Raw genomic sequence first — 26,309 nt, forward strand, 5'->3', positions numbered from 1 at the left:
GTAAAATCAGTTGGTTATAGAGATTCTTTTAGGTGGAGAAGTTCATTATGGACATGCTCAATTATCGGCAGTGATAAATAGTGCTCGACCCGGTCGCGGACATGGGCAATGACGTCAGCATCGGTGAGTTCTGCTGACCAGTCCTGGCCACGGTGCTCGGCATCTTTACTTTGCAAATGCTGGGCTCGCCACTTGGCACACCATGTTAATGACCACAGCCAAGTAGCACGTCGGCAGGCGACCAGTGTTTCCGCGCTGGGTGATTTACCCACATGCGCTTGCCAACGCTGATAAAAAGCGACGACCTCTTCCAGAGTAAGCACTGCCTGGCTGTTAATGTCCCAGGTGGTCGAGGTGTAAAGCGAGGTGTGGGCTAAATCGATCCCTGGCAGTCCGTAACGGCACTTCTCTAAATCCACCAGCATCGCGCTACCTTCTGCAGTGATCAGAAAATTTCCAGGGTGGGTATCAAAGCTGATCAAGCAGCGCTCGGCATCGGGCAGCGTGGTGGGCAGTGCCTCCAGCTCATCGCGAACACGGGCAATGACATCGGGCTCCAAGTTGGCCTTTTCCAGCCACTCGGCCTGGCGGCTAACTTCCTCACACATGGCCTGCCATGAGTCGGCAGGCGCTAGTAGTGGCTCGGGATGCTCAGGTAGCGGTAAGCGATGTAGGCTTGCTAGGGTCTCTGCGATACGTGGTAAATCGTCCGGCAGCTGCGCCAGCCGTCCCTCAATGGCATCGACCAGCAGCCCGCCACGCGGCAGGGCATCGCTCACGGGCAAGATGCCATGCAAGCGGGGCACTTGGCCACCCTGGCTGGCGCGTTCGTAGCACGCGGCTTCATATGCCAAATTTTCGGCCGGGGCCAAGTTCATTTGGCTCTGCTTGGGCAGCCGTGCGACCCAATCATCGTCATCGCGATGCACCCACACATGATCGTGGGCAAGCCCAGTGTCCGCCATCGGCGCAAGCGATTGGTAAGAAATTTTCGCCTGTTGCAGCGTGTTTTCCAGTGCCTGCAAACGTGCCGCTAAAGGTATTGGCATAGCGTCATCCGTGTCGGTATATGTTTAGCAATGCCAGTTAGTGGCTGTTCTTGTACTAACCTTACATGGTTACGCATAAAAAGAGATGAAAGATAAGGAGAAAGGGGGGATAGGGTGAGCATTCCTCATCCCATGGAGCTGGCTGGTAGGAGGTAAGGTGATTGTAAAGCGTATTGTCTCTAACATTGCTGCCAAGCATCTTGAAGACGCTGAGAAGTTCTATGCGACTATCTTTGGTCTCAAGCTTGTGATGGATCATGGCTGGATAAGGACCTATAGCTCAGGCGAGGAAATGACCGCTCAGTTGAGTGTGGCGTCGGAAGGTGGCTCAGCTACGCCAGTGCCAGACCTATCGATAGAGGTGGATAGCTTAGAGACTGCTTTGGCGAGAGTGAGATCGGCAAAGATTGAGATTGAGTACGGGCCGGTAAGTGAGCCTTGGGGTGTCCGCCGGTTTTATGTGCGTGACCCATTTGGAAAGCTTATCAATGTTTTACAACATGAATAACCACACTGGGTCGCCCATTTATTGCCACGATGCTCATTGCTGTGTCGGCAGGGTTTCATGAAATAGCGCCTCACGAAACAGAGCTTCGATGCGTTCCTGGGTGCGTGCATACCATGTCTCGTCTTTGGCCACTGCACCTTGGGCATTGATGGGGTGGGTAGGAATATGCAAGCGCATGTCCAGGCCGCTGTCGCGGTGGGTGGAGACCTGCATAGCAGCAGAGCGTCGCGCTGGGCCATAAGGGATATACCGAGCCAGCTCCGCCTGACGTTCGCTGGTGGTGGCAAAACGGATAAAGTCTCGCGCCGCCTCAGCGTTTGGGGCACCGCGGGGGATTGCCCAGGTTTCATGTTCCTGAAACTGGCCATCCCAGAGGATCTCTATGGGCAGGTCGCGCTCCACCATGGCAGCGAAGAAACGCCCATTGTAGCCGGAGGCCATGACCACCTGACCCTCCTCCAATAGACGCACTGGAGTATCACCGGCTTCCCACCAGTGGATATTGTCGATGCTTTGCAGCCGGGTGAAGGCCAGGTCTAGGCCGCGACGGGTACTGAGCAGGCGATAAAGCTCTTCCCGGGGCACCCGGTAGGAGAGCAGCGCCCACTCTAGGTTCGCCGCCGGGGTGAGCTGAAGGGCCCGGGGACCAGGGAAGCGCTGTTGATCAAAGAGGTCAGCGATGCGAGTGGGGCGACGTCCGGGGAAGGCGTCGCGGCGATAGGCCACGACGGTGGCAAAGATCGAGTGGCTGATAAAGCAACGCCCCAGGGCGCCGGGGAGAAAATCTTGGGCTGCTGGGGTGCCATTTGGCGCCGGGGCGGCCAGCTCCGGGGGAAGCGGTTCCAGTAGGCCTTCCTCGCAGGCTGCCATGGCCTCGCTGCGGGTCATATCAAGCACATCCCAAGGGACGTTGTTCTCTGCCACGGCTTGGCGCAGTGCTGCCAGGCCGCCGTTATAGCGGGCCACTGCCACCGCTACACCATGAGCCTCGGTGAAGGGCGTGAAGAGCGCGCGGCGCTGGGCTTGCTCATAGGCGCCGCCCCAGCTCAGTACCGTTAGCGAGGCGGCGGCGTCGGGCACTTCCGCACTGATGGAGGGAGCCAGGATGAGTAGCCCAGCCAGTAGTCCGAGGGTCCATCGTCTAGCCAGCACCGTGCTCCTCCCGACGTAGGGCGTCGCTATGATGCAAGAAGGCCTGAGCAATGCTCGACTCATAGACCACTCCCAAGAAGCGCCGCTTTTCATCCACCACCGCGATGGCCTCGCCGGTGATCTTCTGTAGCTGATGCATTGCCTCCCAAAGGGAGGATTGAGGATCTAGCACTGGGCGAGGAGTTTTGGGGCAGTCGGCCAGGGTTGGGGACTCGCTGTCTTCGCGGAGGGCCTCCAGACTCGCCAGGGTCACGCAACCGTGGTAGCACTCCTGGTCATCCACTAAGTAAGCTTCGCCGCGCCCCGCTAAACTAAGGCGTGAGATAGCCATAGTCAGTGGGGTCTCGGGGAGTAGGGTCACGGCGTCGTGGCTAATCAGCTCGGTCAACCGTTCCTCTTGGAGCACCGCGCGACTGCGGCCCGCGGAGAGATCCAAACCACGGCGGGCTAATTGAATATCGAACAGCGAGCGGCCGAACAGCTGGGCAGCCAGAGGACTGGCTAGCGTGACGCTGGCCAGGGCGGCGGTGGTCAAGGCATAGCTGCCGGTAAGTTCGAAGACGATCAGCAGCGTGGTGAGGGGGGCACCGAGTACCGGTGCGGTAACTGCCACCATGCCGCACACCGCATAGAAGATAAAGGTCTCTTGACCGCCGCCAAGCTCTGCTACCAGAGTACCGGCTAGAGCACCAAATAGAGTGCCGATCACCAGCGCTGGGCTGAAAGCGCCACCGGCGAAGCCGAGCCCCAAGCACAAAGCGGTAGCGGCCAGCTTGAGTAGCAATACCAGCAGCAGCTCGCCGCCGCCGTAGGCCCCAGGCAAGGTGGCGAAGCGCAGGGTTTCCTGGCCCATGCCGAGAATATCGGGTACCCAAAGAGCGGTCAGTCCAAGCAGTGCTCCGGCGAGAGCGGGACGGAGGCTGGTGGGCAGCGGTAGTCGCTTGGCCAGTTGCCCCATAGCAAGAATGGCATGTATATAGGCCCCGGCCACTAGGGCGCCTAGGCCACCCAGAGCTAGGAAAAGGGCGAACTCCCAGGGCTGGGGGACGGCAGGCTCAGTAATGTGGAACAGCGCTCCTTGAGCCAGCAACTGAGAGGCTAGCACATAGCCGACGATGGCGGCGGCAGCCACTGGGGCGAAGGCGCGCAGGGCATAGTGGCGTAGTACCACTTCGTGGGCGAAGACAATGCCTGCCAGTGGCGCATTGAAGGCCGCCGCGATGGCGGCAGCTACCCCGCAAGCGATCGTGATATTGTCCTCTGAACGTCCCAGACGCAGCACGCGTGTGATGAGAGAGCCAAGTGTCGCGCCGAGGTGAACCAGGGGACCGTACTGGCCTACTGAGGCGCCTGCGCCTAACGACGCTAGGCCGCTTAACGCTGAGAGAATACCCGCCTTGGCGGGTAGGCTGCCTCGGCGGGTCTGGACGGCAGCGATGACATCGGCAGGGGTATGGGGGCGGCCCCCAGGCAGGCCGCGGTGTAGTTGACCAACGAGCAGCCCCCCAAGGATTGGCACTAGCAGAGTAGCCAATGTAACTAAAGTGGTGTCAGCAGCCATCATCTGGCCCCGGGGGGAGATCAACAGTAGGTCGTTGAGCCATACCACCGTATTAACGAAGCCAACGGCAGCCAACGCCGCCACTCCTCCAACGCCACTTCCTAACACTACCAAGCCAAGGAAACGCAACACCGCCAAAGGGTGTCGAGTCGAAACGCTGTCTGTACTGGGTGAGTCCATAGTCAAGTTATAGGCGCTATTGGGCCAGCGGACAAGGGAGCGTCACACTCGAACAGTCGATTGGCTGCTAAAAAAACACCCGCTTTAAGCGGGTGTTTTTGTCTGGCGCGGTATGATTTACAGCGCAGAGATTTTCGTACGCTGTTCTTCCAACAACTGCTTGGCAGCTTGGAATTCGGCGAGCTTGCCACGCTCTTTTTCCACCACGGCTTCCGGGGCTTTGGCGATAAAGCCTTCGTTGCCGAGCTTCTTCTCGATGCCGCCGATCAGCTTGTCCTGCTTGTCAATTTCTTTGGCTAAGCGTTTGAGTTCGGCGTCTTTGTCGATCAGATCTGCCATCGGCACCAGCACTTCCATATCGCCCACTAGCTGGGTGGCTGAAAGCGGTGCGTCGTCTGGGTTGGCTAGCCAGGTGGCGCTTTCCAACTTAGCCAGCTTGGCGAGGAAGTGGCGGTTGCTTTCCAGGCGTTCGGCGTCTTCCGGTTTACCTTTGGTGAGCAGTACGTCCAGCGGCTTACCGGGGGCAATGTTCATCTCAGCGCGGATGTTACGCACCGCGATAATCACGCCTTTTAGCCATTCGATATCCCGAGTGGCCTGTTCGTCGATTTTGCTTTCGTCAGCTTCCGGCCAGGCTTGGAGCATGATAGACGCGCCATCACCGACGAAGGTGCCTGCCAGCGGCGCAACGCGCTGCCAGATCTCTTCTGAGATGTAGGGCATCATCGGGTGGGCGAGGCGCAGAATGGTTTCCAGTACGCGGACCAGCGTACGGCGGGTGCCACGCTTGGCTTCTGCACTGGCATTTTCGTCCCACAAAACCGGCTTGGAAAGCTCTAGGTACCAGTCGCAGTACTCGTTCCAGACAAACTCATACAGCGCTTGGGAGGCGTGGTCGAAGCGGTACTCGTCCATCGCTTTGGTGACCTGGGTTTCAGTTTTCTGCAACTGGGAAATAATCCAGCGGTCGGCCAGTGAAAGCTCAACGTCGCCACCCTCTGTGCCGCAATCTTCACCTTCGGCATTCATTAGCACGTAGCGTGAAGCGTTCCACAGCTTGTTGCAGAAGTTGCGGTAGCCATCCAGGCGGTTCATATCAAACTTGATATCGCGCCCGGTGGTTGCCTGGGAAAGGAACGTAAAGCGCAGGGCATCGGTGCCGTGGGCTTCAATGCCGTCTTTAAATTCGTCCTTGGTCGCTTTGGCAATGGCTTTGGCCTGTTTCGGCTGCATCATATTACCGGTGCGCTTTTCCAGCAGCGCATCCAGGCTGATGCCATCAATCAGGTCGATGGGGTCCAGCACATTGCCCTTAGATTTGGACATTTTCTGACCCTGACCGTCGCGCACCAAACCGTGTACATAAACGGTTTTGAACGGGACTTCGCCAGTGAACTTGAGGGTCATCATGATCATCCGGGCAACCCAGAAGAAGATAATGTCAAAACCGGTCACCAGCACGCTGGAGGGGTGGAAGGTTTCCAGTTCTGGGGTTTTTTCCGGCCAGCCTAGCGTGCCAAACGTCCATAGGCCCGAGCTGAACCAAGTGTCGAGCACGTCTTCGTCTTGGGTCAGCGCCACCTCTGTACCTAAGCCGTGCTTCTCGCGGGCTTCCTCTTCGCTGCGGGCAACGTACACATTGCCTTCGGCATCGTACCAGGCGGGAATGCGGTGGCCCCACCACAGCTGGCGAGAAATGCACCAGTCCTGCAGGTCGCGCATCCAGGCGAAATACATATTTTCGTAGTTCTTCGGCACGAACTGGATATCGCCGTTTTCCACCGCTTCAATGGCGGGTTTGGCTAGCGTTTCTACCGCAACGAACCATTGATCAGTGAGCAATGGCTCGATTACATCGCCAGAACGGTCGCCATAGGGCAGGGTGTTGTTGACTGCTTCTACCTGTTCCAAAAGGCCCAGGGCGTCCATATCGGCCACAATCTGCTTACGCGCTTCAAAACGGTCCAACCCTGCGTACTTGGCGGGCAGGCTGGCGTCTTCGTCGGGCTGGGGAGTGCCTTTCAGGTCAAAGATTTCAGCGCGCTCAAGGATGGTGGCATCCTTGGTGAATACATTGATCAGCAGGTGGTTCTGGCGCTTGCCGACTTCGTAGTCATTGAAGTCGTGGGCCGGGGTGATCTTCACGCAGCCGGAGCCTTTTTCCATATCGGCGTGCTCGTCGGCAACGATAGGAATGCGGCGACCGACTAGCGGCAATTCGATAAATTTGCCGACCAACGAGGCATAGCGAGCATCGTCTGGGTTAACCGCGACACCCGTATCGCCTAGTAAGGTTTCGGGGCGAGTGGTTGCCACGACCAGATAATCTTTACCATCGGTGGTTTTGACGCCATCGGCCAGTGGGTAGCGGAAGTGCCAGAAGCTGCCCTGCTGCTCTTTGTTTTCCACTTCCAGGTCGGAAATGGCGGTGTGTAGGGTAGGGTCCCAGTTAACCAGGCGTTTGCCACGGTAGATCAGCTTTTCTTCGTGCAAGCGCACGAACACTTCTTGCACAGCTTTATAGAAGCCGTCATCCATGGTGAAGCGCTCGCGGGACCAATCAACGCTGGCGCCCATGCGGCGCAACTGGCGGGTGATGTGGCCGCCGGACTCCTCTTTCCACTCCCACACCTTGTCGATAAACGCATCGCGGCCCAGGTCGTGGCGGGTTTTGCCTTCTTCCGCGGCAATTTTACGCTCAACCAGCATTTGCGTGGCGATACCAGCGTGGTCGGTGCCTACCTGCCACAGGGTGTTGTTGCCCTGCATCCGCTTCCAGCGCGTCAGGGTATCCATAATGGTGTCCTGGAACGCGTGGCCCATGTGCAGGCTGCCGGTCACGTTAGGCGGCGGAATCATGATCGAAAATGGCTTGCCACGTCCTGTTGGGGCGAAGCGGTTGTCGGCTTCCCAGCGTTCGTACCAGCGGGTTTCGATCTGTTCGGGTTGGTAGGTCTTTTCCATGGGGAGTCGGCTCACGGCTTGCAAAAAAATGGTGGCAAGTATACCGCGAACGACCCCTTGGCGTCAGGGGTGTGTGGTACGAACATGCAAACCACGCATGGCGATTAATCCAAGCACTGGGCCGGGCAGTAGCCACCAGATTACCCAGGGACCTTGGCTGGCCCACAGGGCAGTGACTAGGGCAATAGAAGGAATCGTTAGGCCAAAACCAATAGCATTCATCATGGCAAGTGCCGCGCCGAGGCGCTCGGGTGGGGCGGCGGCTGACGCCAGCGCGGAAAACTGCGCGGAATCGGCAATCACGCTAATGCCCCAAATCCCTAACAGGGTTAGCAGTAGCCAGGGTGATGTGCTGTCTAATAGCGGATAGAGCAAACAAAGCGTGCCGGAGGTCGCTAGCGCCACAAAGGCCACTCGCGCGCTGCCCACTCGGCGGCTCCAGCGGCCAGCCCATACGCAGCCAGGCAGGCCCAACGCAATCACCGCAAAACTTAGCCATGGCTGAAGGCCCGGCGCTGCGTTTAGGCGTTCCAGCTCTCTAGCAACTAAAAAAGGTACCAGCGCCCACAGGGCGTATAGCTCCCAGCAGTGGCCAAAGTAGCCCAGCGCCGCAGCGCGGAAGTGTTTTTGCTTGAAGGCAGCCAGTCCCGCCCAAGGGCGTCCGCCGCTGGCTTTGGCGGGCAGATGTGGCCCCACGCCTAGTTTAAAAATCATCAGTGCGGCGAGCAGTGCCAGGGCAGAGGCCAGCAACAGCGGCCACTGCCATGGCAAGTGCAGCGTTAACCCGCGCAGTAGATGCGGAGAAGCAATGCCCAGTGTCAGCATGCCGACCAGCCAGCCCAGCGCCGCGCCTGCGTTGTTGGGTGTCCAGCTCACCACCAATTTCATACCGAGCGGATAAATACCGGCAAGACAAAGCCCGACCAAAAAGCGTGCTGCTACCGCCAAGCTGACGCTCTCGGCCACGCCAATAAACGCGGCGTTAATCAGCGCGCCTGCTATCGCCGAGATAGCAAACAAGTGGCTGGCACGTACGCGGTCGGCAAGGCCGGTGGTAGCAATCAACAGCGTGCCGGTAATAAAGCCTGCTTGTACCGCAATGGTGAGCAGCCCCAGGTCACTTTCACTCAAACCAACGGCTTGTTGAAGCGCCAGCCCAACGCCGTTAACGCTGAACCAGAGCGATGTTCCAAACAGCTGGGCAATGACAATCACCGCTAATGGGGCGCGCGCTAAAAAAGCATGGGAAGATTGGGTGGATGCAAGCCGAGTGGGAAAGCGCATTGGGTGACTCTTCCGCTGAGTTGTTGTTATGTATGGCGCTAGTGTAAGTGGCTATGCATCAGTGGCCAGATGGTAAAAAGGTTACCCCAACTTATGCGGCACCACTTCATGACCCATTTCTTTATAGCGCTGCCAGCAGGCGCGTTTGGCGACCAGTACTTGTTGGTGCTGATTGATAATTTCGGCAATGCGGGCGTAGCGCTCCACGCCGTCGGGAATGTCAGGGTGCAAGTTCAGTAGTGCGGTTTCTTGCGTTGGCACGGGGAGTTGCTGCCAACCAAGCGTAATCGGCACGCTGGCGGCCATGTCGCTGTCTTCCAGCGCGTGGGGTAGGTAGGCATCTTCACGGAACTGCCAAAGGGCCTCATCGGCCTGTTCGGCCAGGGCTTTATCTTCGCAGTGCAGATGCAACCGATAGCCTTTGCGATGGATGGTTTCGGCTAGCTTGCAAGCAAACTGGAGGCGCGCTTCCAGGGTAGTGTCAGGAAGGATATAAAAATCGATACGTGCCATCAAAGGCTCCAGCGGTGTTAACACGCTTAAAAGCTTCGCCTCCGCTGTGCGGCGGCGAAGCTCTGGGTCATACCAGCCGATTTACTCCGGCTGTTTTATACCAACCGGGTGAGCCAGCCGTGTTTGTCTTCGCTGTGGCCATACTGTATGTCGAGCAGTTTTTTGCGCAGGCGCATGGCAATGTCGTTGCTGCCATCGCCCTGTAAGCGAATGCGCTCGTTTTCAGTAACCAGTTCGCCAATCGGGGTGATAACCGCTGCGGTGCCGCAGGCAAACACTTCGGTAATCTCGCCAGACGCTGCACCTTCGCGCCATTCATCAATGCTGATGGCGCGCTCTTCCGGTGTTAAACCAGCCTCTTTTGCCAGGGTAAGCACGGAGTTGCGGGTCACGCCTTCCAGAATGGTATCGGTTAGTCGAGGCGTTACCAGACGCCCGTCCTTATAGACGAAGAACAGGTTCATGCCGCCCAGCTCTTCGAGCCACTTGTTTTCGGCAGCATCCAAAAACGCAACTTGGCCGCAACCATTGGCCGTGGCTTCTTGTTGCGCTGCCAACGATGCCGCGTAGTTACCGCCACACTTGGCAAAGCCGGTACCGCCGGGGGCCGCGCGCTTGTAGTGGGAAGAGAGCCAAATGGAAACTGGTTTAAGGCCACCTTTGAAGTAGGCCGCTGCAGGGGAGGCAATCACGTAGTAATCGACTTCGTGAGCCGCACGTACGCCTAAGAAAGCTTCCGAAGCAATCATAAACGGGCGCAGATAGAGGCTGCACTCGTCGGTATCGCTGGAAGGTGTGGGTACCCAGGCATGGTCTTGGGCCAGCAGTGCTTTCAGTGAACCGATGAAATCTTCATCGGAAAGCTCCGGCAACGCTAATCGGCGGGCGCTGCGGCGAAAACGCTCGGCGTTTTTCTCTGGGCGGAACGTCCAGATGGAGCCATCGGCGTGGCGGTAAGCTTTAACCCCTTCGAAAATTTCCTGGCCGTAGTGCAACACCGAGGCCGCTGGGTCGAGGGTTAATGGACCATAAGGGCGTACTTGGTGGCCGTGCCAGCCGGCGTCGACTGTCCAGCGGACGTGAGCCATATGGTCAGTGAAATACTTACCAAAACCTGGGTTTTGCAGAATGCTGTCACGAATCTCATCGGCCATCGGTTGGTTGGACGGCAGTATTTCAAAATGTGATTCAAGTTGGGTATCTGAAGCTGTGGGCACGGCGTCTTCTCTCCGCTATAGCTTGGCCCCGAAGGGCAAGTGTTAGTGTTTATATGGTGTAGCGTGCGACCTGAAAACAGCACGCACGCTAATGCCCTTAGATGTAACGTTTACGTCAACGAATGGCAACTGTTGATCGTCTGATTGTGATGTTAGCCGTCGCTATTTTCTACTTGTGCATCGGCCTCACGATCAAGCAAGTACTGGGTTAGTAGCCCAACCGGGCGGCCGGTAGCGCCTTTCTGCTTGCCAGAGTGCCAGGCGGTGCCAGCGATATCCAAATGCGCCCAGGGGAAGTGATCGGCAAAGCGCGACAGGAAACACGCTGCGGTAATGGTGCCTGCCGGGCGGCCACCAATATTGGCCAAGTCGGCGAAGTTGGAATCTAGCTGTTCCTGATATTCATCCCAAAGAGGCAGATGCCAAGCACGATCCCAAGCCGCTTCGCCAGCGTCCAGCAGGTCGAGTGCCAGATCATCATCGTTGGAAAGCAGCCCCGTTGCGTGATGGCCAAGGCCGATAATGACCGCGCCAGTGAGGGTGGCAATATCAACCACGCTAGCCGGGGTAAAGCGCTCTGCGTAGGTAAGCGCATCGCACAGCACCAAACGGCCTTCGGCATCGGTGTTGAGCACTTCAACCGTCAAGCCTTTCAGGGTTTTGATAATGTCGCCGGGCTTGGTGGCTGCGCCGTCAGGCATGTTTTCAGCAGCGGCAACAATAAACACCACATTTAGCTTGGGCTTAATGGCGAGCACTGCTTTTACGGTGCCGAATACGCTCGCCGCACCGCCCATGTCGAACTTCATTTCATCCATGCCTTCGCCGGGCTTCAACGAGATACCACCGGTATCGAAGGTGATGCCTTTGCCCACGAGCACATGGGGCGCTTCTTCAGGATTTTCCGCACCCTGGTATTTCATCACGATCAGGCGAGTCGGCTCTTGGCTACCGCGCCCAACAGACAGCAGTGAGCCAGCGCCCAGCGCTTCCAGCGCCTCTTCATCTAAGATTTCAACCTCAAGGGCGCCTTGGGAATCACGGCCTAGCTGCTCGGCTTGCTCGGCAAGATAACGAGGTGTGCAGACATTACCCGGCAAGTTGCCCAAGGTACGAGTAACGTTGATACCCTGGCCAATGGCGGTGCCCAGTGCTGCACCTTGTTTGGCCATCGGTGCTTCGTCGGCATCGCTGACAATCAGATCCAGCTTGGTCAGGCTGGGAGCTTTTGTGGGTGATGATTTGAACTGGTCAAAGCGATAAACAGCGCGTTCCGCCGCTTCGAGTGTTTTACGGGCTTTCCAAGCAGTGTCGCGATCTTCTAGAGGAACGTCGGTAAAGGTAGCGCTAGCTTCGTCAATTGGCAGCTTGGTCAACGCTGCCATGGCAGCGTCTAAGGCTTTGATAAACGCCGCTTCCTGGCATTTGGCACGTTCGCCTAGGCCAACAAGCAATAAACGTTCGGCGCCCAGGCCCGGCGCAAAGGGAACTAGCTGCACATTGCCCAGCGAGGCATCAAAGTCGCCACGGTCAAGCAGCTGGCCAATTAGCCGTTCGCTCGCATCATCTAATTTGGCGACGGCGGGCAATAGGTCGCTACCTTTAAAGACAGGCAAAACGAGGCAAGCCGTTTCGGCTTTGGCTGGGTTCGCGGTCTGAACGGAAAATTCCATGACGTCTCCAACAAGACAAGCATCGAGTGATTCGGGATAATGCCCCGTTACTTGGGTTTTTGATAATCGGTTTTTGATAACAGGTTTTTGATAGCAGTTTGATTAGTGTACCCAAGCCATGGGCGCATTGCATTGCAACCTGCGCTACTAGCCGGAGAGTGCGTTGATTTTATTTCGGTACTTAACTCGCGAAGTATTACTTACGATGTCAGCGGTGGCGGGAATTTTGCTACTGGTCATCATGGGCAGCCGTTTTATTCGCTATTTCTCTGATGCGGCAGAGGGTGACATTCCGGTCACTATCTTAGGCAGCCTGATGGTTTTTCACCTGCCAGGATTTATGGAGCTGATTCTACCGCTATCTTTTTTCCTGGGAATATTGCTGGCCTATGGTCAGCTTTATATGAACAGTGAAATTACCGTGATGGTCGCGTGTGGTATGAGCCCTATGCGGCTGTTGCGAGTAACGCTGCTGCCTGCTTCGGTCGTGGCAGTACTGGTGGGGCTGTGTAGTTTGTGGCTAACACCTGCGGGCGCGTTACAAACTGAGGCCACGCTTGAAGAGCAGCGCAGTCGATTGGATGTGTCAGTACTGGCACCTGGGCGTTTCCAGGATTTCGGTGGAGGACGTACCGCTTACATCAGCGATTTCAGCAGCGATGGCACTGAAATGCAGGAAGTGCTGGTTCATGAGCAGCCTGTGGCTGGGGCGGAAAAGACCCATAGCTACGTGACCCGGGCGGGTTCTGGTTATCAAGAAACCAGTATGGAAACTGGCAGCCGTTTTCTAGTGCTGGAGGATGGCGAGCGCTATGGCGTAACGCCAGGGAAACAAGCTGCCGAGCGGTTAACGTTTGAACGCTACACATTACGCCTGGGCTTGAGTCGGAATCGACAAGAGCTGGATGCTTTAGAGTACGCGACCACGACTGAACTATGGAACGACCCCAGTCCTCGTGCCCAAGCGCAATTTCAGTGGCGAGCGGGGTTACCGCTAATGGTGTTTGTTTTGGCATTGCTAGCCCAGCCGCTTTCCAGAGTAAACCCTCGTCAGGGGCGGTTTGCCAAACTACTGCCTGCCGTTTTTCTTTACGTCGCTTATTTGAGCCTGCTATTGGCTGCGGTGGATGCGGTCGGTAAGGGCGCGCTGGAAGTTGCGCTGGGGGTTTGGCCGGTACACGGGCTGTTTTTGGCGCTTGGCTGCCTGCTGCTATGGCACTCGCAACGTAAAGGAATGCGCTAATGAAGGGGCTAATTCATGCTTGCTGATCGTCTTGATCGTTATATTGCCCGCAATGTGTTGGCGGCCATCATTGTCGTCCAGTTCGTCCTGCTTGGCTTGGACATCACCATCGCCTATATCGGTGATTTAGGCGACACCCAAGGTAACTATACCGCGTTAGACGTGTTGATTTATCTGGGCATGCGTCTGCCTTGGCGATTTTATCAATACGCTCCGGTGGCAGTGTTGATTGGCGCGCTGATTGGCATGGGGAGCATGGCATCCAGCAACGAGTTAACGGTGATGCGTGCCGCTGGCCGGTCGCTTGCGCGGATTGTCTGGGGTGTCATGAAACCGGTGCTATTAGTGGTCGTGGTGGTACTGCTGGTCGCCGAATTTGTATCTCCCCGTACGGAGCAATTTGCCGAGGCATGGCGTTTAGAACAGCGCCAGGGGGAAGGGGCGCTGCTAACTAGCCGAAGTGGTTGGCAGTTTGAAGGAGAAAGTGTGTATCGCTTTGGCGCTATTCGTGCGGATAACGTGGTGCTGGATTTAACCCGCTATCGTTTTGATGAGCGTCGGCTAATTGAGGCTACCCATGCGAATCGCGCGCATTGGGAGGAAGGCGCATGGCAGTTGGAAGGCGTTACCACTACGCATATTTTTGATGATCATACAGAGTCGGAGTATCAGCAATATGCAGGTTGGGATACTGCGTTAACGCCCACTCAATTGGAACGCTTGCTGCGTGATGTCGAGAGCCAAGCGCCCAGTGAACTGTGGGCGTACGCTAACTTTTTGCAAAGTCAAAACCTCCAAGCTGACCAACCGCTGCTCTATTTCTGGCAAAAGGTGCTGATGCCACTAACGATGGGATCACTGGTATTAATCGCCGCTTCCTTTGTGTTTGGCCCACTGCGCACGGTGGCCGCAGGTACGCGAGTGTTTTATGGCGTGGTGACCGGCCTTGTATTTAAGTATGTACAAGACCTGCTGGCACCAGCATCAACCATCTTTGGTTTTTCGCCTGTGTGGGCGGTGTTGGTGCCAACTCTTGCCTGTGCGGCGGTAGGTATTTATTTCTTACACCGCAACGGCTAGTTGCGGCGGCGATACGTGAATGAGGATGAGCATAGTGACGAGCAAGGTGACGAACCCCCGGCGCTTTACCCAACTAGATAGCGTTTGGCCTGCTGGGTTAAGCCGCCGTTTAGGCGCGATGCTGTACGACGGATTTTTGGTCACAGCCATTTGGCTCGCGGTGACGGTGGCTCATCTGGCTTTTTTTCGCTTTGTGCTGGGGCAGCAGGCTGACGAGATAGGCACAACTCAATTTGATATCTGGAGCCTTAGGCTGATGTTGCTGTTCTTTGTCACGCTATTCTTTGTCTATTCGTGGCGGCGTGGCGGCATGACCTTAGGGATGCAGGCATGGCGGCTGCGGGTGCAAACCACCGATGGTCATGCGATTACACTTAAGCAAAGTCTCGTTCGCTGTGTGACAGCCTGGCTTTCCCTGGCCGCGTTTGGCATTGGTTACTGGTGGGTTTTGTTTGATCGACAGCGCAGAAGCTGGCCAGATATCGCCTCGAATACGCAAACCGTGGTGCTACCGAAAAAATAATTTTACCGCCTGCTTTGCTAAAAATATTGCTATGACAAGGCGTTATCATATGGCTCATTTTTATTAAGACGAATGGCTACCAAAAAGCATCTATTTCTACTTGAAAAGATGTATGCGAATCATTTACATTCATCTCATGATCTTTATGAGGTGTTGCCATGTACGTTTGCGTGTGCAAGGGAGTAACCGACCATCAGATTCGCCAGCACGTTAGCGATGGAGCGCGCAGTTGGCGAGAAGTACGCGAGGCCACAGGTTGCGGAACCCAGTGCGGAAAATGCGCTTGTTTTGCTAAATCGCTAACCCGTGAAGCGGTTCAGGAGGCTCGTTGCGAAGCGGATATGAGTCTCGCTTACGCTGTGTGACGCGAATCACTATTGTTAGATTTATCGTTAGCAACTATATGATTCTTTTGAATTTTTAGTCATTTCCTATATACTCCCAGCATCGTTGGGAGTAAGCCTATTTATGGCCTATACTCTCTAGTTAGCGTAATCGCACACTAAGAAAGGTGACGTCATGAAAGGTGATCCCAAGGTTATTCAGCATCTCAATATCGCCCTCGGCAATGAACTGGTAGCCATCAACCAGTATTTTTTGCATGCCAAAATGTACAAAGACTGGGGCTTTAAAGAGCTTGCCAAGTGGGAATACGATGAGTCCATTGAAGAAATGCAACACGCCGATAAACTAATCGAGCGTATTTTGTTCCTTGAAGGCATTCCTAACCTGCAGGATCTAGGCAAACTACATATCGGCGAAAATGTAAAAGAAATGCTCGAAAGTGATTTGAAAATCGAGCACGACGGCCGTAAAGACTACATCGAAGCAATTACCTACTGTGAAAGCGTTAAGGATTATGTAACGCGCGATCTACTGCGTGACCTGCTTGCCGATGAAGAAAGTCATATTGATCATATCGAAACGCAGCTTGGTCTGATCGATAAAGTAGGTATTCAAAATTACCTACAAAAACATATGCAGTTGGCGACTGACGAAGAGTAACGCTTGTTAATTTAATTAAAGCGTCAATCAGCAAAACGGGCAGCCATGTGGCTGCCCGTTTTTTTGGCTGTTTAGGCCTTCTATTTTTGAGCTTGGATACTGCTAGCGAGATAGTTTGCTTAAACCCATCAGGTTTGAAAGTGACACCGCCAGTACCGATAGCAAAATCAGTGCTAATGCGGGAATCAGCACCGCCCAGGGCGCTCGCTCAATATAGGGCATACCTTCGGCAAGGATTAACCCCCACTCTGGTGAAGGTGGGCGTGGCCCCAGGCCGAGAAAACCAAGTGCTGCCAAGGCCAGCGCCACGCCAGGTAAGCGCAGCATGGCGTGGCGAAACACTGGGCCAAGCACTGCCGGTAAGATGTAGCGGCTCATTAAGCGGAAATGACCCACGCCTAGCATTGGCGTAATGCGAACGTGGGGCTGGGCTTTCACTTCCGCCACCAGTGCCGCTGTGTGCGCTGCAAGCGGAGCCCAAGCGACGGCTGTTACCGCAATGATCGCGCCGCTAGCACTTGGCCCTATTAGCCCCGCGACAATCAACCCTGCAATGGTGGGTGGCGTTGCTTTGGTGATTTCAATAGGGCCCGTGGCTAGCTTGGGGGCTAGTCCAATCAGTAGCCCTATTACTAGCGAAAAGAATACGACGACCGTTGCCATGCCCATGGTGGACAGCGCTCCGTGAGCTACTCGCGCCAAAATATCGCGCCCAGTGCCGTCGGCGCCTAATGGTAACGCAAAGCTTGGTGACTCTAAGCGCATAAACGCGGAGCTAAACGGATCACGTCCCATCCCCGCTACGATTAGCACAAAGAGTAGCAACATCGCGATGGTGGGTACGACCCATGCCCTGCGTGGAATAGGTGGCTCGCTATGCGCCACGGGCAGAGAAAAGCACGGCCCAGTAACAGCACGCGACCAATATTGGCCAAGCTGCCTAATATAATGGCGATAATCAGCAGAATCAGAATGCCAGTTTGTAGCGCGGGAAGGTCCTGGGCCGATGCTGCGCCAAGCGTTGCTCGACCCAGGCCTGGAATAGAGAATACCTGTTCGACGGCAATGGCTCCGCCCGTCAGACCCACCATCACCATGCCGACCTGAGGCATCAGGCTGGGTAAGGTGCGTCGCAGTGCGGCCATGACAATTCGGCTGCGTGAAAAGCCTGCTACGTTCCAGGTAGCGACCCAGCGCTCGCTGAAGGTGGCAGCAAGGCCATCGCTAAACAAGCGGCCCAACAGACCGCCTGCCGGAAGGCCCAGCGCAAAGGCGGGCAATAGGGCATAACTAAAACCTCGCCAGCCGTAAGGCGGTAGCCAGTTTAGCCATGCTGCAAACACGACTAGCAGTAGTGAGGCGAGTAGAAACTCAGGCAGAGCCGTCAGAGCTGCACCAATGGTGCCGGAAGAACGGCTAACTTGACCTCGCAAGCCACGCCGTACCACGGGGGTACAGATCAGCGTAGTGGTAACCATCGCTACCAGCATGCCAAAGGTCATTAGCGTCAGTGATACCTGGGCGCTCTTTAACATACCCGGTAGCACGGGTGCGCCGGAGATCCAGGAATTGCCTGCATCGCCATGCAGCAGGCCCGTCAGCCAGCTCTGCAGCTTCTCGAAGGGGCCAAGATCCAGGCCTAACTGAGCACGAATGGCTGCTAAGGCTTCGGGGGTGGCTTCCTGCTCGGCAGAGCGTGCCCGCAAAATGCTCAGTGCAGGGTCCCGGCTGGATAACCACGGCAATAATCCTACCAGCACCACCACACCGGCTAGTGTAACCAAACGTGAGAGCAGCGGAATAAAGGGCGTGATACGCAAGCTGCGCCATAGGCGCAGCGGTATTGCGGTTGTCATGCGTGGCGCACCCTTAGGAGTCACTGTCGGTGTTGATGGTTGTCTGCTCAGTGATCAGCGCACGTTCGCGGGGGTCGCGCTCGGCGTTCGAGATCCGCGCCGCCTCGCCCTGGATAACGCGCTCGTGGAGCATCGGAATAGCCGCATCGGTGCGTAAAATAGCCGCTTCCGCCTCGATAATTGCCTGACGACGCTCACTTCCGGTGGGCAGCATGGCGGCATTGGCTAACGCTTCATCGACGGCGGGGTCACATAGCTGGGCGATGTTGAAAGAGCCCGCACAAGCGAAGTCGCTGAACATATAGGCCACCGGGTCGCCTGAATCGAGGACGGTGGCACGCGAAAGAATAAAGGCGTCAAACTCACCGGCTAAGGCGTCTGCTTCTATATGCGCGTACTCACGCACTTCTTGGTTCACGTTAAAGCCCGCACGGGTCAGCTGCTGTTCAAGCAGGACAGCCACTTCGGGCAGCTCGGCGCGGTCAGTAAACGTCGCCAGGGTGATGTCAGTGCCGTTTGGCTCGGTGGGTGCAGTGCGATCTTCAAGCGGGGTGCGGTAGTCGCTTGCCCACGCTAGTGCCGGGCCGAGCAACCCTTCAGCGATATCCGCGCGCCCTTCGTAAACGGTATTCACTATAGCGGAGCGGTCTATTGCGTCACGAACGGCTGCGCGCAGGCCGGGGTCGGTCATTGGGCCTGATTCGGTATTCAGGTAAAGCGTATTGGTGCGCGGCATGGGCACTTCGTGAACTAGCTCAGGGTCAAGCAGCGCCACCTGAGACACTGGAATCGCTTCAACCACATCGGCCGCGCCGGTTCTCAAGGCTGCCGCTCGAGCGGTGCCGTCGGGGACATAATCAGCATCAATACCGGCCACTTTGGCGGGCTCGCCCCAGTAGTCATCAAAGCGATCCAGATGGGCGCTGCTAGTACCGTTGATCTCTGTTAATACGAACGGGCCGGTACCTGCTTTGATGGGGTTAACCCGGCCATCCTCGCCATAGGCGCTGGCGGCTAAAATCGCCAGCTGGGGGCTTGATAGGCGGTTGGGAATCAGCGGGTCATTGGTTTCGGTGCGCACAATCACCGCGTTATTACCATCGGCTTCGATGGTCATGTTCACGCCATCTAAAATGCGTGGTTTCGGGGCGGCTTGGGTGGCCGCAGTGAGAGCGTTCACTACGTCGCTAACGGTCAGTGTCGTGCCATCATGAAAGCTGACCCCATCGCGAATCACGAACCGCCATGTATGGCCATCGAGCTGCTCCCACTCGGTGGCCAGAAATGGCAGTGGGTCGCTGCTGGCATCCAACCGAATGAGCGTTTCCGCCGTGCTCCAGCGCGACAGTTTGAAAGCATCATCGGAAAGTGGCGTTAATCCCGAGCGAGGTGGCTGCAGCATCGCTAGGCTGATTCGTTCACCGGCCTCTGAAGATGTGGTGTCACGCTGTTCATCAAAACAACCGGCCAGCAGTAACGGGGCGGCAAGGGCAATAGGCAGGGAAAGGCGCAGCGGACGGGGTAACATCGTAAAAACTCCAGTTTGAAGTGACGGGCAGGAAAAACGGGTAGAAAAAATAAAAAAGTCACAGATACGTTATTAAAGTGCTGCTAACTCAGCTGCATTGCAGTTTGGATGCGCACAAGTAGGTAGTTGCGCAACGGCATTGATTAGCGAGTGCGTAGTCGGATGATGGGGGGCGCGCCAAAGCGCTGCCGTTGAACGGTCTTCAACTATTTTGCCGTCATCCATGACCAGCGTGCGTTGGCACAATTGGGTGACCACCGATAAGTCATGGGACACCATCAATAGCCCTGTGCCGCTTTCATCGCATAGCTTTTTCAGCACGCTAATCACCTGCGCGCGAACCGGTAGGTCTAGGCCGCTCAGTGGCTCATCGGCGAGTAAAAAGCGCGGGCGCGTAGCAATCGCACGGGCAATGGCGACCCGTTGAGCCTGGCCGCCGGAAAGCTCATGAGGCAATCGGTCCAAAAAACGTGCATCTAAGCCAACTTGCTCCAGCGCTTCTCTGGCACGTTCTCCCGGGGCGCAATCAACGTTCAGCCTTATTAATGGCTCGGCCACTAGCGCTCGAACACTCATGCGAGGATCAAGGGAGGCACCGGGGTCTTGGGGAATATACTGAACAGCTCGACGGTACCATCTAAGCTTGGCCGTGGAGGCGGGACGTACCGTTTTATGCAGACAAGTAATCGAACCCGTATCGGGCGCTTCAATCGCTAACAGCGAGCGCAGTAATGTCGTTTTCCCCGACCCTGACAGGCCGACTAATCCGACACGCTCACCCGGATAAAGCCTCAGGTTGATGTTATTCATGACTTGTTTGCGTTCACCCGTCCGCCAAAAAACAGTGCGGGGTAACGAGACGCTTTTATAGAGCCCATTTGCTGAGAGGAAGGCTTCCTGGCACTTGAAAAGTGGATGGCTCTGCATTTAGGCACTCTTCAAATAGTCAGTTGGGACTACTTCAGGCGGTTGCACATTATGCGCCGCCGCTACGAGCGCTTGAGTGAATGGGTGCTGCGGGGAGGTGATTAGGGTGTCTAACTCACCGCTTTCGATCATCATGCCCCGTTCAATAATGACTGCCCGCTGGCATAGCTGTGCTGCCGCGTGTAGATCATGAGTAATGAATAGCAGCGCAGATGCTGAGCTGTCGGTATGTTGATGCAAGGCGCGCAGTACCTGGGCTTGAGTGACGACGTCCAACGCAGTCGTAGGTTCATCGGCAACCATTAGCGACGTTTTACAAGCCATTGCTAACGCAATGCATACCCGCTGACGCTGTCCACCAGAAAGCTCTGCTGGGGTGCGCTTGATTAACCGTTGGGGCTCTGGAAGGTCCAGTGATGCGATGAGTGCCACTGCGGCGTCAGTCGCGGCTTGGCGCGATAGGCCGTGATGGCGTAAAAAGGGTTCCCGCAGCTGGGAGCCGATAGAAACCAAGGGATTAAGCGCCGAAAGTGAATCCTGAAACACCATTGACACTCGTGAATTTTTTGGCCGCTGTGTTGCCGGTGTCGCAATCGCTTCTTGGCCTTGAATCCGTATACTTCCCTGAGCTTGAACATTGGGGGGCAGCAAACCGAGCACAGCTTTAGCCGTGAATGATTTCCCCGAGCCAGATGCACCCAATAGGCAAACTCGCTCGCCGGGCATAACATCAAACGAGAGTCCATCGACAACCTGTTGCTGGCCGATTTTAATGCGCAGATCACGCACGGATAACACTGGGTCGCTGCACATTGACACCATCGCTTGCTGAACCGCTCAATAAGATATTTTGGTTATGATATAACATTGGCTGGTTGGGCATCAATCTATGCGTTAATGCTGCGTCTAAAAAGGCGTGTTTCAGTGGTTAAAACAACTAGTCAAAACAGCGAGTCAAAAAGTGGTCGAAGAAGCTAAGAGATGCCCATAAAAAAAGCGCTGATTAACTCAGCGCTTTTTCTCTTAAGGGGCAGTAGAACAATAACTTACTTGGTAGCAGTAGATAGTGTTTGGGTCTGTCCCTCTTGGCCTGCATCAAAGGCATCAGCATGCTCATCAACAGCAAAGGTTGCGCGGCTTAAGCGGCGTACACGCTTCATAAACAGTGCGATACATACCAGTGTTCCCAGCGCCGCGACGATACAGCTTGTTTGCAGTGGTAAGCCAAAGCCAATCGGTGCGTAGGCTAAATAGGTAAAGGTGGCCATGGTCATAAAGACAGCTGGGATCGAGGTAATCAGATAAGGCTTACGTGATAGCACTAGGTACATGGTGCCGACCCACAGTGCGATAACCGCGGTGGTTTGGTTGGCCCAGGAGAAGTAGCGCCATAGCAGGGTAAAGTCCATGTGGGTAAGCGCGTAAGAAGCAACAAACAGTGGCAGGGCGATCAAAATACGCTTAATAATCGGCTTCTGCTCAACCTTGAGATAGTCAGCAATAATCATTCGTGCACTGCGGAAGGCGGTATCGCCCGAGGTAATCGGCAGCACAATAACCCCCAGCACGGCCAGCGTGCCGCCAACAGCGCCAAGCATGCTAATAGATACTTCGCTGACCACCGCTGCAGGGCCACCAGCCGCCAGCACTGCGGACAGCGATTGTTCGCCCTGGAATAAACTCATGGCGGCGGCGGCCCAGATCATCGCAATCACGCCTTCGGCAATCATCATGCCGTAAAAGATTTTACGGCCATTGGTTTCGTTTTGCGTCGTGCGTGAAATGATGGGGGTTTGCGTGGCATGGAAGCCTGAAAGAGCACCGCAGGAGATCGTTAAGAACAGCAGCGGGAAAATGGGCGCTCCTTCCGGATGCATATTCTGGAAAGAGAGTTCTGGAATCGGTGCGCCGGTAACAACCAAACCAATACCGATGCCTGCGGCGCTGAACAGCAGCAAAGCGCCAAAGTAGGGGTAGATACGGCCAATGACTTTATCAATCGGTAGCAGCGTAGCAACCAGATAGTAGGCAAAAATCGCTAGAATAATGAGCGTTAAAGAGAGTGATGTCATATTAGAAAGCAGCGCTGCGGGCGAGGTTACAAAGACCGTGCCCACCAGCAGTAACAGCAAAATAGCAAAGCCGTTGACCACATGCTTCATGGTTTTACCGAGAAATTTACCCGCCAACTGAGGCAAATGAGCCCCGTGATTGCGAATCGAGATCATACCGGTGAGGTAGTCGTGTACGGCACCTGCAAAGATGCAGCCAACCACAATCCATATAAAAGCCACTGGGCCATAAAGCGCGCCTAAAATGGGGCCAAAAATCGGGCCGACACCGGCAATGTTAAGCAATTGAATAAGTGAGTTGCGCGTGGTGTTCATCGGCACATAGTCAATATTGTCACGCATACTAAACGCCGGTGTTTGACGCTTGCGGTCAGTAACAAACACGCGCTCAACAAACTTGCCGTAGGTGAAGTAGCCCACGACTAGAAGAATTATCGATACAATGAAGGTGATCATTCAGGGCACTCAGTCTCAGGGGGATTAATAGGGTAGTGCATGCTAGTGAATTACTTGTTAGCACGCTTATTTGGCCGGGCTGAATGTACCGACTCATCAGGAGAATCGCTTTAAGACTTTAGTGGCCAATGGTGCTAGCAAGAGCAATCATCAACACAAAAAAGGGCAGCGCTGTGCTGCCCGATATATCGCTATATTGATGGGGTTTTAACCGCTACGATTCAACGACGCCGCAGGCCATGCGCGCACCGCCACCGCCTAAGTGGGGGTCATCTGAATACGTATCGCCGCCCGCATGGATCATCAGGCTGCGCCCCGGCATATCTTCCATACTCAAGCGCGGTGCCAGCACGGGAAGGTTAGCTTCGCCATCTTCATTCACCGTGAGAACCGGTAGGTCGCCCAGATGGCCATCGCCGTAGGGGCCTTGGTGGGTACCAGCCTCTTCAGGATCGTAATGACCACCTGCAGACAGCGCTGCTGTCATTTCGCCGCTATCGTTTTCAGCAGGCTCGCAGCTGGCATTTTGGTGGACATGAAAACCGTATACGCCGGGCTCTAGGTCAGTTAACGACGGCGTAAGCAACACGCCGTGCTCAGTATGCTCAATAGCGACAGTCCCAATAGACTCTTCAATTCCTTCAGCGCTGACCTTGTGCATTTCAACGTCGAGCGCTTCATTGGCCTGAGCGGTAGTTGCCAGCAGAAGCCCCGCGGCAATACCTGTTAGCGGTAGTGAATAACGCATAGTGCAATTCTCCTTTCCTTATCCATGGAAGCTCGTATGACGAGTTGCCATTTCAAGGTAGCTTCCGCGAAGCAACTCTGCCAATGGATCGGGCGTTGGGCTATTTGCTTTCTTGATGCCGCTAGTAGCGGATGACATTGAACCGTTAAGTCGCGACAATAGCGCGCTGCTTCAAATCACCGCGATTTGTTATCTCAATTGCCGTTACCGGGGAGTGCCATGTTGCCATTGAACATCCTTTATCAGGATGAGCACCTTGTTGCAGTGCATAAGCCGTCTGGGTTACTAGTGCACCGCTCGGCGCTGGCGCGTGGAGAAACAGAATTTTTGCTTCAACGCCTGCGTGACCAAATTGGCAAACGAGTGTATCCGGTGCATCGGTTAGATAGACCCACCTCTGGCGTGATGGTGTTTGGTTTATCATCTGAAGCGGCAGCCGTGTTGAGTGAAGGCTTTAGCGAACGGCAGGTAGAAAAACGCTATCTGGCGGTAGTGAGGGGCAAGGCGCCGGAGCAAGAGCGCCTTGATTACCCATTGCGGGAAGAAGATGGCACGCGCCCCAAAGCCGAGATGCCTGCTATGCCCGCGATGACCGATATTCGACGCCTGGATAGCGTTGAATTGCCTGTGCAGGTAGACCGCTATCCAGTGGCGCGCTATTCGCTAGTGGAAGCGCGGCCTATGACCGGGCGGCGACATCAGATCCGTCGCCATCTTTCTCGGCGTGGTTATCCCATTATTGGTGATGCCAAGCACGGCAAAAGTGTCCACAACCGTTTTTTTGCGGATCAACTGAATGCTCCCCGTTTGCTGTTGGCTGCCAGCTATTTAGCGTTTGATCACCCCTTAGCCGATAAGCGCATCCAACTAAGCTGCGCACTCGATGCGACCATGAGAAGCCTATTTGAGCAATTCGGCTGGGCTGGGCATCTGCCGCTAGATAGCGTGCGCACCCCAGCCATTTCAACGCCCGCTGTGCTTCAGCGGTAGTCGTGATGAATCGAACCGTGCTGTCAAATAGCATGTTGTAAAATAGAGAGCCTGTAATGTCTTCGGATTATGACTTTCGCTTTGGCGGCATTCGCCGCTTGTATGGCCAACGTGCTGCCACGGCGTTTCGCCATGCCCATGTTGTGGTAGTGGGTGTGGGTGGCGTGGGGAGCTGGACGGTAGAAGCGCTGGCGCGTTCTGGCATTGGCAAGCTAACGCTGATTGATTTGGATGACGTATGCGTGTCCAACGTCAATCGTCAGCTCCATGCGTTAGACGCCACCATTGGCCAGCCAAAGGTGGACGTGTTGGCCGAGCGTTGTCGCTTGATTGCCCCGGAGATAAACGTCGTAGCCGACAGTGCTTTTGTCACGCCCACTAACCTTGCCGAGCGTATCCCCGATGATGCCGATCATGTGGTGGATGCCATTGATAGCGTGATCGCCAAGGCAGCGCTAATCGCTTGGTGCAAACGACGTAAACTACCGATTACCGTGACGGGAGCTGCAGGCGGTCAGACGGATCCTACCCGCATTCAGGTGGCAGATTTAACACGTACTGAACACGATCCACTGCTTTCTAAAGTGCGCTCGCGGCTGCGCCGTGATTATGGTTTTTCGCGTAATCCCAAGCGGCGCTTTTCCGTTGAGTGTGTCTATTCTGATGAGCAGTTGGTGTACCCTGGCGCTGACGGCGAAGTCTGTCTGCAAAAGCCCGGCAACGGTGATGCTACCCGCTTAGACTGCGCCTCAGGCTTTGGCGCCGCCACCTTTGTCACTGGTACGTTTGGTTTTGTCGCTGCCTCAAAAGTGCTCGAACGGTTGGCTAAAAAAGCCGCTAAGCCCATGCCTTCAACGACCCAACAAGAGGAAAGTGAATGACTGCGCCTGTTCCCGGTATATATCGCCACTATAAAGGCAGCCTTTACGAAGTACTGGGCACCGCTCAGCACAGTGAAAATGAAGAGGTACTGGTAGTTTACCGTGCGCTTTACGGCGACTACGGCCTGTGGGTGCGCCCGCTTACAATGTTCACTGAAAGCGTTAACAAAGACGGCCAGCCACAGCCGCGCTTTGCATTAGAGAAAGCGTTTAATTAATCCGTTCCCTAGCAGCGACAACACTCAATAGCGTTACGTTTCCCCTTCGATATTTATGCGCCACCCGGGTCTTTTCTCAAAAAAAGTCCCGGGTGTTTTTGTCGTGCGCTATTGCTTATATTCCAAAATGAGCTATGTTTATAACAATTGTTTTGACGGGGTTATGCCTTGCGCTGCTGCTTAAAGCGGCAGCGAGAAACGCTGGAGAGATGCATGCAAACACAATCGTTAGAGAAGGGCGTTGCTATTACTTCACAGCTCACGGTCGAGGAGCTTGAGCACGTAAAAGCTCAGGGCTTTAAAACGGTGATCTGTAACTGCAAGCCTGGTGAAAGCGCTGAGTTTTCTGGAGAGGATGCTTACCGCGTTAAAGCAGCAGAACTTGGCCTTCATTGGGTACACATTCCTGTGACCCCCGGCGAGTATAGCCAAGTGGATGTCGCCGCTTTTGCTAAGGCGTTGCAGCAGCTACCTCGGCCTATTTTGGCGTTTTGTCGGTCAGGTAAACGTGCTACCCATCTTTGGGCTTACGCAAAGCGCCATACCGAAAAATGCGATCTGGCGGAACTATTTTCCGCTGCCAAAGCAGCCGGTTTTGATTTGGAAGAGCACCGTCAAGGGCTTGAAAATCAGACAGCGTAGGCGTGCGGTGTGATGTGCCTTAGTCAGTGCTATTACCAG

Annotated in this window: 25 protein-coding genes; 10 read left to right on the forward strand and 15 right to left on the reverse strand. The window is 55.4% G+C overall.

Annotation, left to right across the window (positions count from 1 at the left end):
- Positions 1-14 precede the first annotated feature (14 nt).
- Positions 15-1,049, reverse strand: a complete 1,035-nt coding sequence (locus tag NF683_RS10095) for a phosphotransferase family protein (RefSeq protein ID WP_253921829.1) — start codon at positions 1,047-1,049, stop codon at positions 15-17.
- Positions 1,050-1,206: 157 nt separating this feature from the next.
- Between NF683_RS10095 and NF683_RS10100 the strand changes: the two genes are divergently transcribed.
- The gene (locus NF683_RS10100; protein WP_253921830.1) at positions 1,207-1,557 is read left to right on the forward strand and encodes a VOC family protein; all 351 of its coding nucleotides are present in this window, start codon (positions 1,207-1,209) and stop codon (positions 1,555-1,557) included.
- 33 nt (positions 1,558-1,590) lie between these two features.
- On the opposite strand, the gene NF683_RS10105 is transcribed toward NF683_RS10100, so the two are convergent.
- From NF683_RS10105 to NF683_RS10135, 7 genes are all read right to left on the reverse strand, one after another.
- Positions 1,591-2,709: an ABC transporter substrate-binding protein gene (locus NF683_RS10105; protein WP_253921831.1), complete on the reverse strand. Its 1,119-nt coding sequence runs from the start codon at positions 2,707-2,709 to the stop codon at positions 1,591-1,593.
- A complete protein-coding gene (locus tag NF683_RS10110; protein WP_089039197.1) occupies positions 2,699-4,450 on the reverse strand; it encodes a chloride channel protein in 1,752 nt (583 codons plus the stop codon). Before NF683_RS10110 ends, NF683_RS10105 begins: the two co-directional genes overlap by 11 nt.
- A gap of 117 nt (positions 4,451-4,567) precedes the next feature.
- On the reverse strand, positions 4,568-7,414 hold the full coding sequence (locus tag NF683_RS10115; RefSeq protein ID WP_089039196.1) for a valine--tRNA ligase: 2,847 nt from the start codon (positions 7,412-7,414) through the stop codon (positions 4,568-4,570).
- Positions 7,415-7,477: 63 nt separating this feature from the next.
- Entirely contained in the window at positions 7,478-8,698 is a 1,221-nt protein-coding gene (locus tag NF683_RS10120) for an MFS transporter (protein WP_089039195.1), read from the reverse strand.
- An 81-nt stretch (positions 8,699-8,779) separates the two neighbouring features.
- Positions 8,780-9,211 carry a DNA polymerase III subunit chi gene (locus NF683_RS10125; protein WP_083001094.1) on the reverse strand — a complete coding sequence of 144 codons (432 nt, stop codon included), beginning with the start codon at positions 9,209-9,211 and terminating at the stop codon, positions 8,780-8,782.
- 95 nt (positions 9,212-9,306) lie between these two features.
- A complete protein-coding gene (locus NF683_RS10130; protein WP_089039194.1) occupies positions 9,307-10,428 on the reverse strand; it encodes a branched-chain amino acid aminotransferase in 1,122 nt (373 codons plus the stop codon).
- A gap of 152 nt (positions 10,429-10,580) precedes the next feature.
- Positions 10,581-12,101, reverse strand: a complete 1,521-nt coding sequence (locus NF683_RS10135) for a leucyl aminopeptidase (protein ID WP_089039193.1) — start codon at positions 12,099-12,101, stop codon at positions 10,581-10,583.
- Between the two features lie 163 nt (positions 12,102-12,264).
- On the opposite strand from NF683_RS10135, the gene lptF reads away from it, so the two are divergent.
- The 5 genes from lptF to bfr all read left to right on the forward strand — a co-directional run bounded on the left by lptF (position 12,265) and on the right by bfr (position 15,952).
- A complete protein-coding gene (gene lptF / locus NF683_RS10140) occupies positions 12,265-13,344 on the forward strand; it encodes an LPS export ABC transporter permease LptF (protein ID WP_089039192.1) in 1,080 nt (359 codons plus the stop codon).
- 15 nt (positions 13,345-13,359) lie between these two features.
- Positions 13,360-14,424: an LPS export ABC transporter permease LptG gene (lptG, locus tag NF683_RS10145; protein WP_089039191.1), complete on the forward strand. Its 1,065-nt coding sequence runs from the start codon at positions 13,360-13,362 to the stop codon at positions 14,422-14,424.
- Between the two features lie 118 nt (positions 14,425-14,542).
- Positions 14,543-14,947 carry an RDD family protein gene (locus NF683_RS10150; RefSeq protein WP_226912679.1) on the forward strand — a complete coding sequence of 135 codons (405 nt, stop codon included), beginning with the start codon at positions 14,543-14,545 and terminating at the stop codon, positions 14,945-14,947.
- Between the two features lie 158 nt (positions 14,948-15,105).
- Entirely contained in the window at positions 15,106-15,312 is a 207-nt protein-coding gene (locus NF683_RS10155; RefSeq protein ID WP_083001105.1) for a (2Fe-2S)-binding protein, read from the forward strand.
- Positions 15,313-15,466: 154 nt separating this feature from the next.
- Positions 15,467-15,952, forward strand: a complete 486-nt coding sequence (gene bfr / locus NF683_RS10160; RefSeq protein ID WP_089039189.1) for a bacterioferritin — start codon at positions 15,467-15,469, stop codon at positions 15,950-15,952.
- Between the two features lie 102 nt (positions 15,953-16,054).
- On the opposite strand, the gene NF683_RS10165 is transcribed toward bfr, so the two are convergent.
- The 7 genes from NF683_RS10165 to sodC form a co-directional block, all read right to left on the reverse strand.
- Positions 16,055-16,747, reverse strand: a complete 693-nt coding sequence (locus tag NF683_RS10165; protein ID WP_253921832.1) for an ABC transporter permease subunit — start codon at positions 16,745-16,747, stop codon at positions 16,055-16,057.
- An 11-nt stretch (positions 16,748-16,758) separates the two neighbouring features.
- Complete coding sequence (locus tag NF683_RS10170; protein ID WP_253921833.1) at positions 16,759-17,808, reverse strand: ABC transporter permease; 1,050 nt, start codon at positions 17,806-17,808, stop codon at positions 16,759-16,761.
- A gap of 13 nt (positions 17,809-17,821) precedes the next feature.
- Positions 17,822-19,336 (reverse strand): ABC transporter substrate-binding protein, encoded by a 1,515-nt coding sequence (locus tag NF683_RS10175; RefSeq protein WP_253921834.1) that lies wholly within the window; start codon positions 19,334-19,336, stop codon positions 17,822-17,824.
- A 72-nt stretch (positions 19,337-19,408) separates the two neighbouring features.
- Positions 19,409-20,263 carry an ABC transporter ATP-binding protein gene (locus NF683_RS10180; RefSeq protein WP_253921835.1) on the reverse strand — a complete coding sequence of 285 codons (855 nt, stop codon included), beginning with the start codon at positions 20,261-20,263 and terminating at the stop codon, positions 19,409-19,411.
- The gene (locus NF683_RS10185) at positions 20,264-21,076 is read right to left on the reverse strand and encodes an ABC transporter ATP-binding protein (RefSeq protein WP_253921836.1); all 813 of its coding nucleotides are present in this window, start codon (positions 21,074-21,076) and stop codon (positions 20,264-20,266) included.
- A gap of 233 nt (positions 21,077-21,309) precedes the next feature.
- Positions 21,310-22,791 (reverse strand): carbon starvation CstA family protein, encoded by a 1,482-nt coding sequence (locus NF683_RS10190; RefSeq protein ID WP_089039184.1) that lies wholly within the window; start codon positions 22,789-22,791, stop codon positions 21,310-21,312.
- 214 nt (positions 22,792-23,005) lie between these two features.
- Positions 23,006-23,539 (reverse strand): superoxide dismutase [Cu-Zn] SodC, encoded by a 534-nt coding sequence (sodC, locus tag NF683_RS10195; protein ID WP_253921837.1) that lies wholly within the window; start codon positions 23,537-23,539, stop codon positions 23,006-23,008.
- Positions 23,540-23,758: 219 nt separating this feature from the next.
- Between sodC and NF683_RS10200 the strand changes: the two genes are divergently transcribed.
- From NF683_RS10200 to NF683_RS10215, 4 genes are all read left to right on the forward strand, one after another.
- Positions 23,759-24,529 (forward strand): pseudouridine synthase, encoded by a 771-nt coding sequence (locus NF683_RS10200; RefSeq protein ID WP_089039182.1) that lies wholly within the window; start codon positions 23,759-23,761, stop codon positions 24,527-24,529.
- A 56-nt stretch (positions 24,530-24,585) separates the two neighbouring features.
- Complete coding sequence (gene tcdA, locus NF683_RS10205; protein WP_089039181.1) at positions 24,586-25,410, forward strand: tRNA cyclic N6-threonylcarbamoyladenosine(37) synthase TcdA; 825 nt, start codon at positions 24,586-24,588, stop codon at positions 25,408-25,410.
- Positions 25,407-25,628, forward strand: a complete 222-nt coding sequence (locus NF683_RS10210; protein WP_089039180.1) for a DUF1653 domain-containing protein — start codon at positions 25,407-25,409, stop codon at positions 25,626-25,628. The genes tcdA and NF683_RS10210 overlap by 4 nt, the downstream gene beginning before the upstream one ends.
- Before the next feature lie 213 nt (positions 25,629-25,841).
- Positions 25,842-26,270, forward strand: a complete 429-nt coding sequence (locus NF683_RS10215; protein ID WP_089039179.1) for a TIGR01244 family sulfur transferase — start codon at positions 25,842-25,844, stop codon at positions 26,268-26,270.
- Positions 26,271-26,309: the final 39 nt, after the last annotated feature.

Origin of the sequence: Halomonas sp. MS1 (assembly GCF_024182575.1) — a bacterium.
Classification (GTDB): Bacteria; Pseudomonadota; Gammaproteobacteria; order Pseudomonadales; family Halomonadaceae; genus Vreelandella.

Coding starts and splice junctions, on each gene's coding strand:
- NF683_RS10095 (WP_253921829.1), bottom strand. CDS start 1,049: ATGCCAATACCTTTAGCGGCACGTTTGCAGGCACTGGAAAACACGCTG.
- NF683_RS10110 (WP_089039197.1), bottom strand. CDS start 4,450: ATGGACTCACCCAGTACAGACAGCGTTTCGACTCGACACCCTTTGGCG.
- NF683_RS10115 (WP_089039196.1), bottom strand. CDS start 7,414: ATGGAAAAGACCTACCAACCCGAACAGATCGAAACCCGCTGGTACGAA.
- NF683_RS10120 (WP_089039195.1), bottom strand. CDS start 8,698: ATGCGCTTTCCCACTCGGCTTGCATCCACCCAATCTTCCCATGCTTTT.
- NF683_RS10125 (WP_083001094.1), bottom strand. CDS start 9,211: ATGGCACGTATCGATTTTTATATCCTTCCTGACACTACCCTGGAAGCG.
- NF683_RS10135 (WP_089039193.1), bottom strand. CDS start 12,101: ATGGAATTTTCCGTTCAGACCGCGAACCCAGCCAAAGCCGAAACGGCT.
- lptG (WP_089039191.1), top strand. CDS start 13,360: ATGCTTGCTGATCGTCTTGATCGTTATATTGCCCGCAATGTGTTGGCG.
- NF683_RS10150 (WP_226912679.1), top strand. CDS start 14,543: ATGCTGTACGACGGATTTTTGGTCACAGCCATTTGGCTCGCGGTGACG.
- NF683_RS10155 (WP_083001105.1), top strand. CDS start 15,106: ATGTACGTTTGCGTGTGCAAGGGAGTAACCGACCATCAGATTCGCCAG.
- bfr (WP_089039189.1), top strand. CDS start 15,467: ATGAAAGGTGATCCCAAGGTTATTCAGCATCTCAATATCGCCCTCGGC.
- NF683_RS10165 (WP_253921832.1), bottom strand. CDS start 16,747: ATGGGACGTGATCCGTTTAGCTCCGCGTTTATGCGCTTAGAGTCACCA.
- NF683_RS10170 (WP_253921833.1), bottom strand. CDS start 17,808: ATGACAACCGCAATACCGCTGCGCCTATGGCGCAGCTTGCGTATCACG.
- NF683_RS10175 (WP_253921834.1), bottom strand. CDS start 19,336: ATGTTACCCCGTCCGCTGCGCCTTTCCCTGCCTATTGCCCTTGCCGCC.
- NF683_RS10180 (WP_253921835.1), bottom strand. CDS start 20,263: ATGCAGAGCCATCCACTTTTCAAGTGCCAGGAAGCCTTCCTCTCAGCA.
- NF683_RS10185 (WP_253921836.1), bottom strand. CDS start 21,076: ATGTGCAGCGACCCAGTGTTATCCGTGCGTGATCTGCGCATTAAAATC.
- NF683_RS10190 (WP_089039184.1), bottom strand. CDS start 22,791: ATGATCACCTTCATTGTATCGATAATTCTTCTAGTCGTGGGCTACTTC.
- sodC (WP_253921837.1), bottom strand. CDS start 23,539: ATGCGTTATTCACTACCGCTAACAGGTATTGCCGCGGGGCTTCTGCTG.
- NF683_RS10200 (WP_089039182.1), top strand. CDS start 23,759: ATGTTGCCATTGAACATCCTTTATCAGGATGAGCACCTTGTTGCAGTG.
- tcdA (WP_089039181.1), top strand. CDS start 24,586: ATGTCTTCGGATTATGACTTTCGCTTTGGCGGCATTCGCCGCTTGTAT.
- NF683_RS10210 (WP_089039180.1), top strand. CDS start 25,407: ATGACTGCGCCTGTTCCCGGTATATATCGCCACTATAAAGGCAGCCTT.
- NF683_RS10215 (WP_089039179.1), top strand. CDS start 25,842: ATGCAAACACAATCGTTAGAGAAGGGCGTTGCTATTACTTCACAGCTC.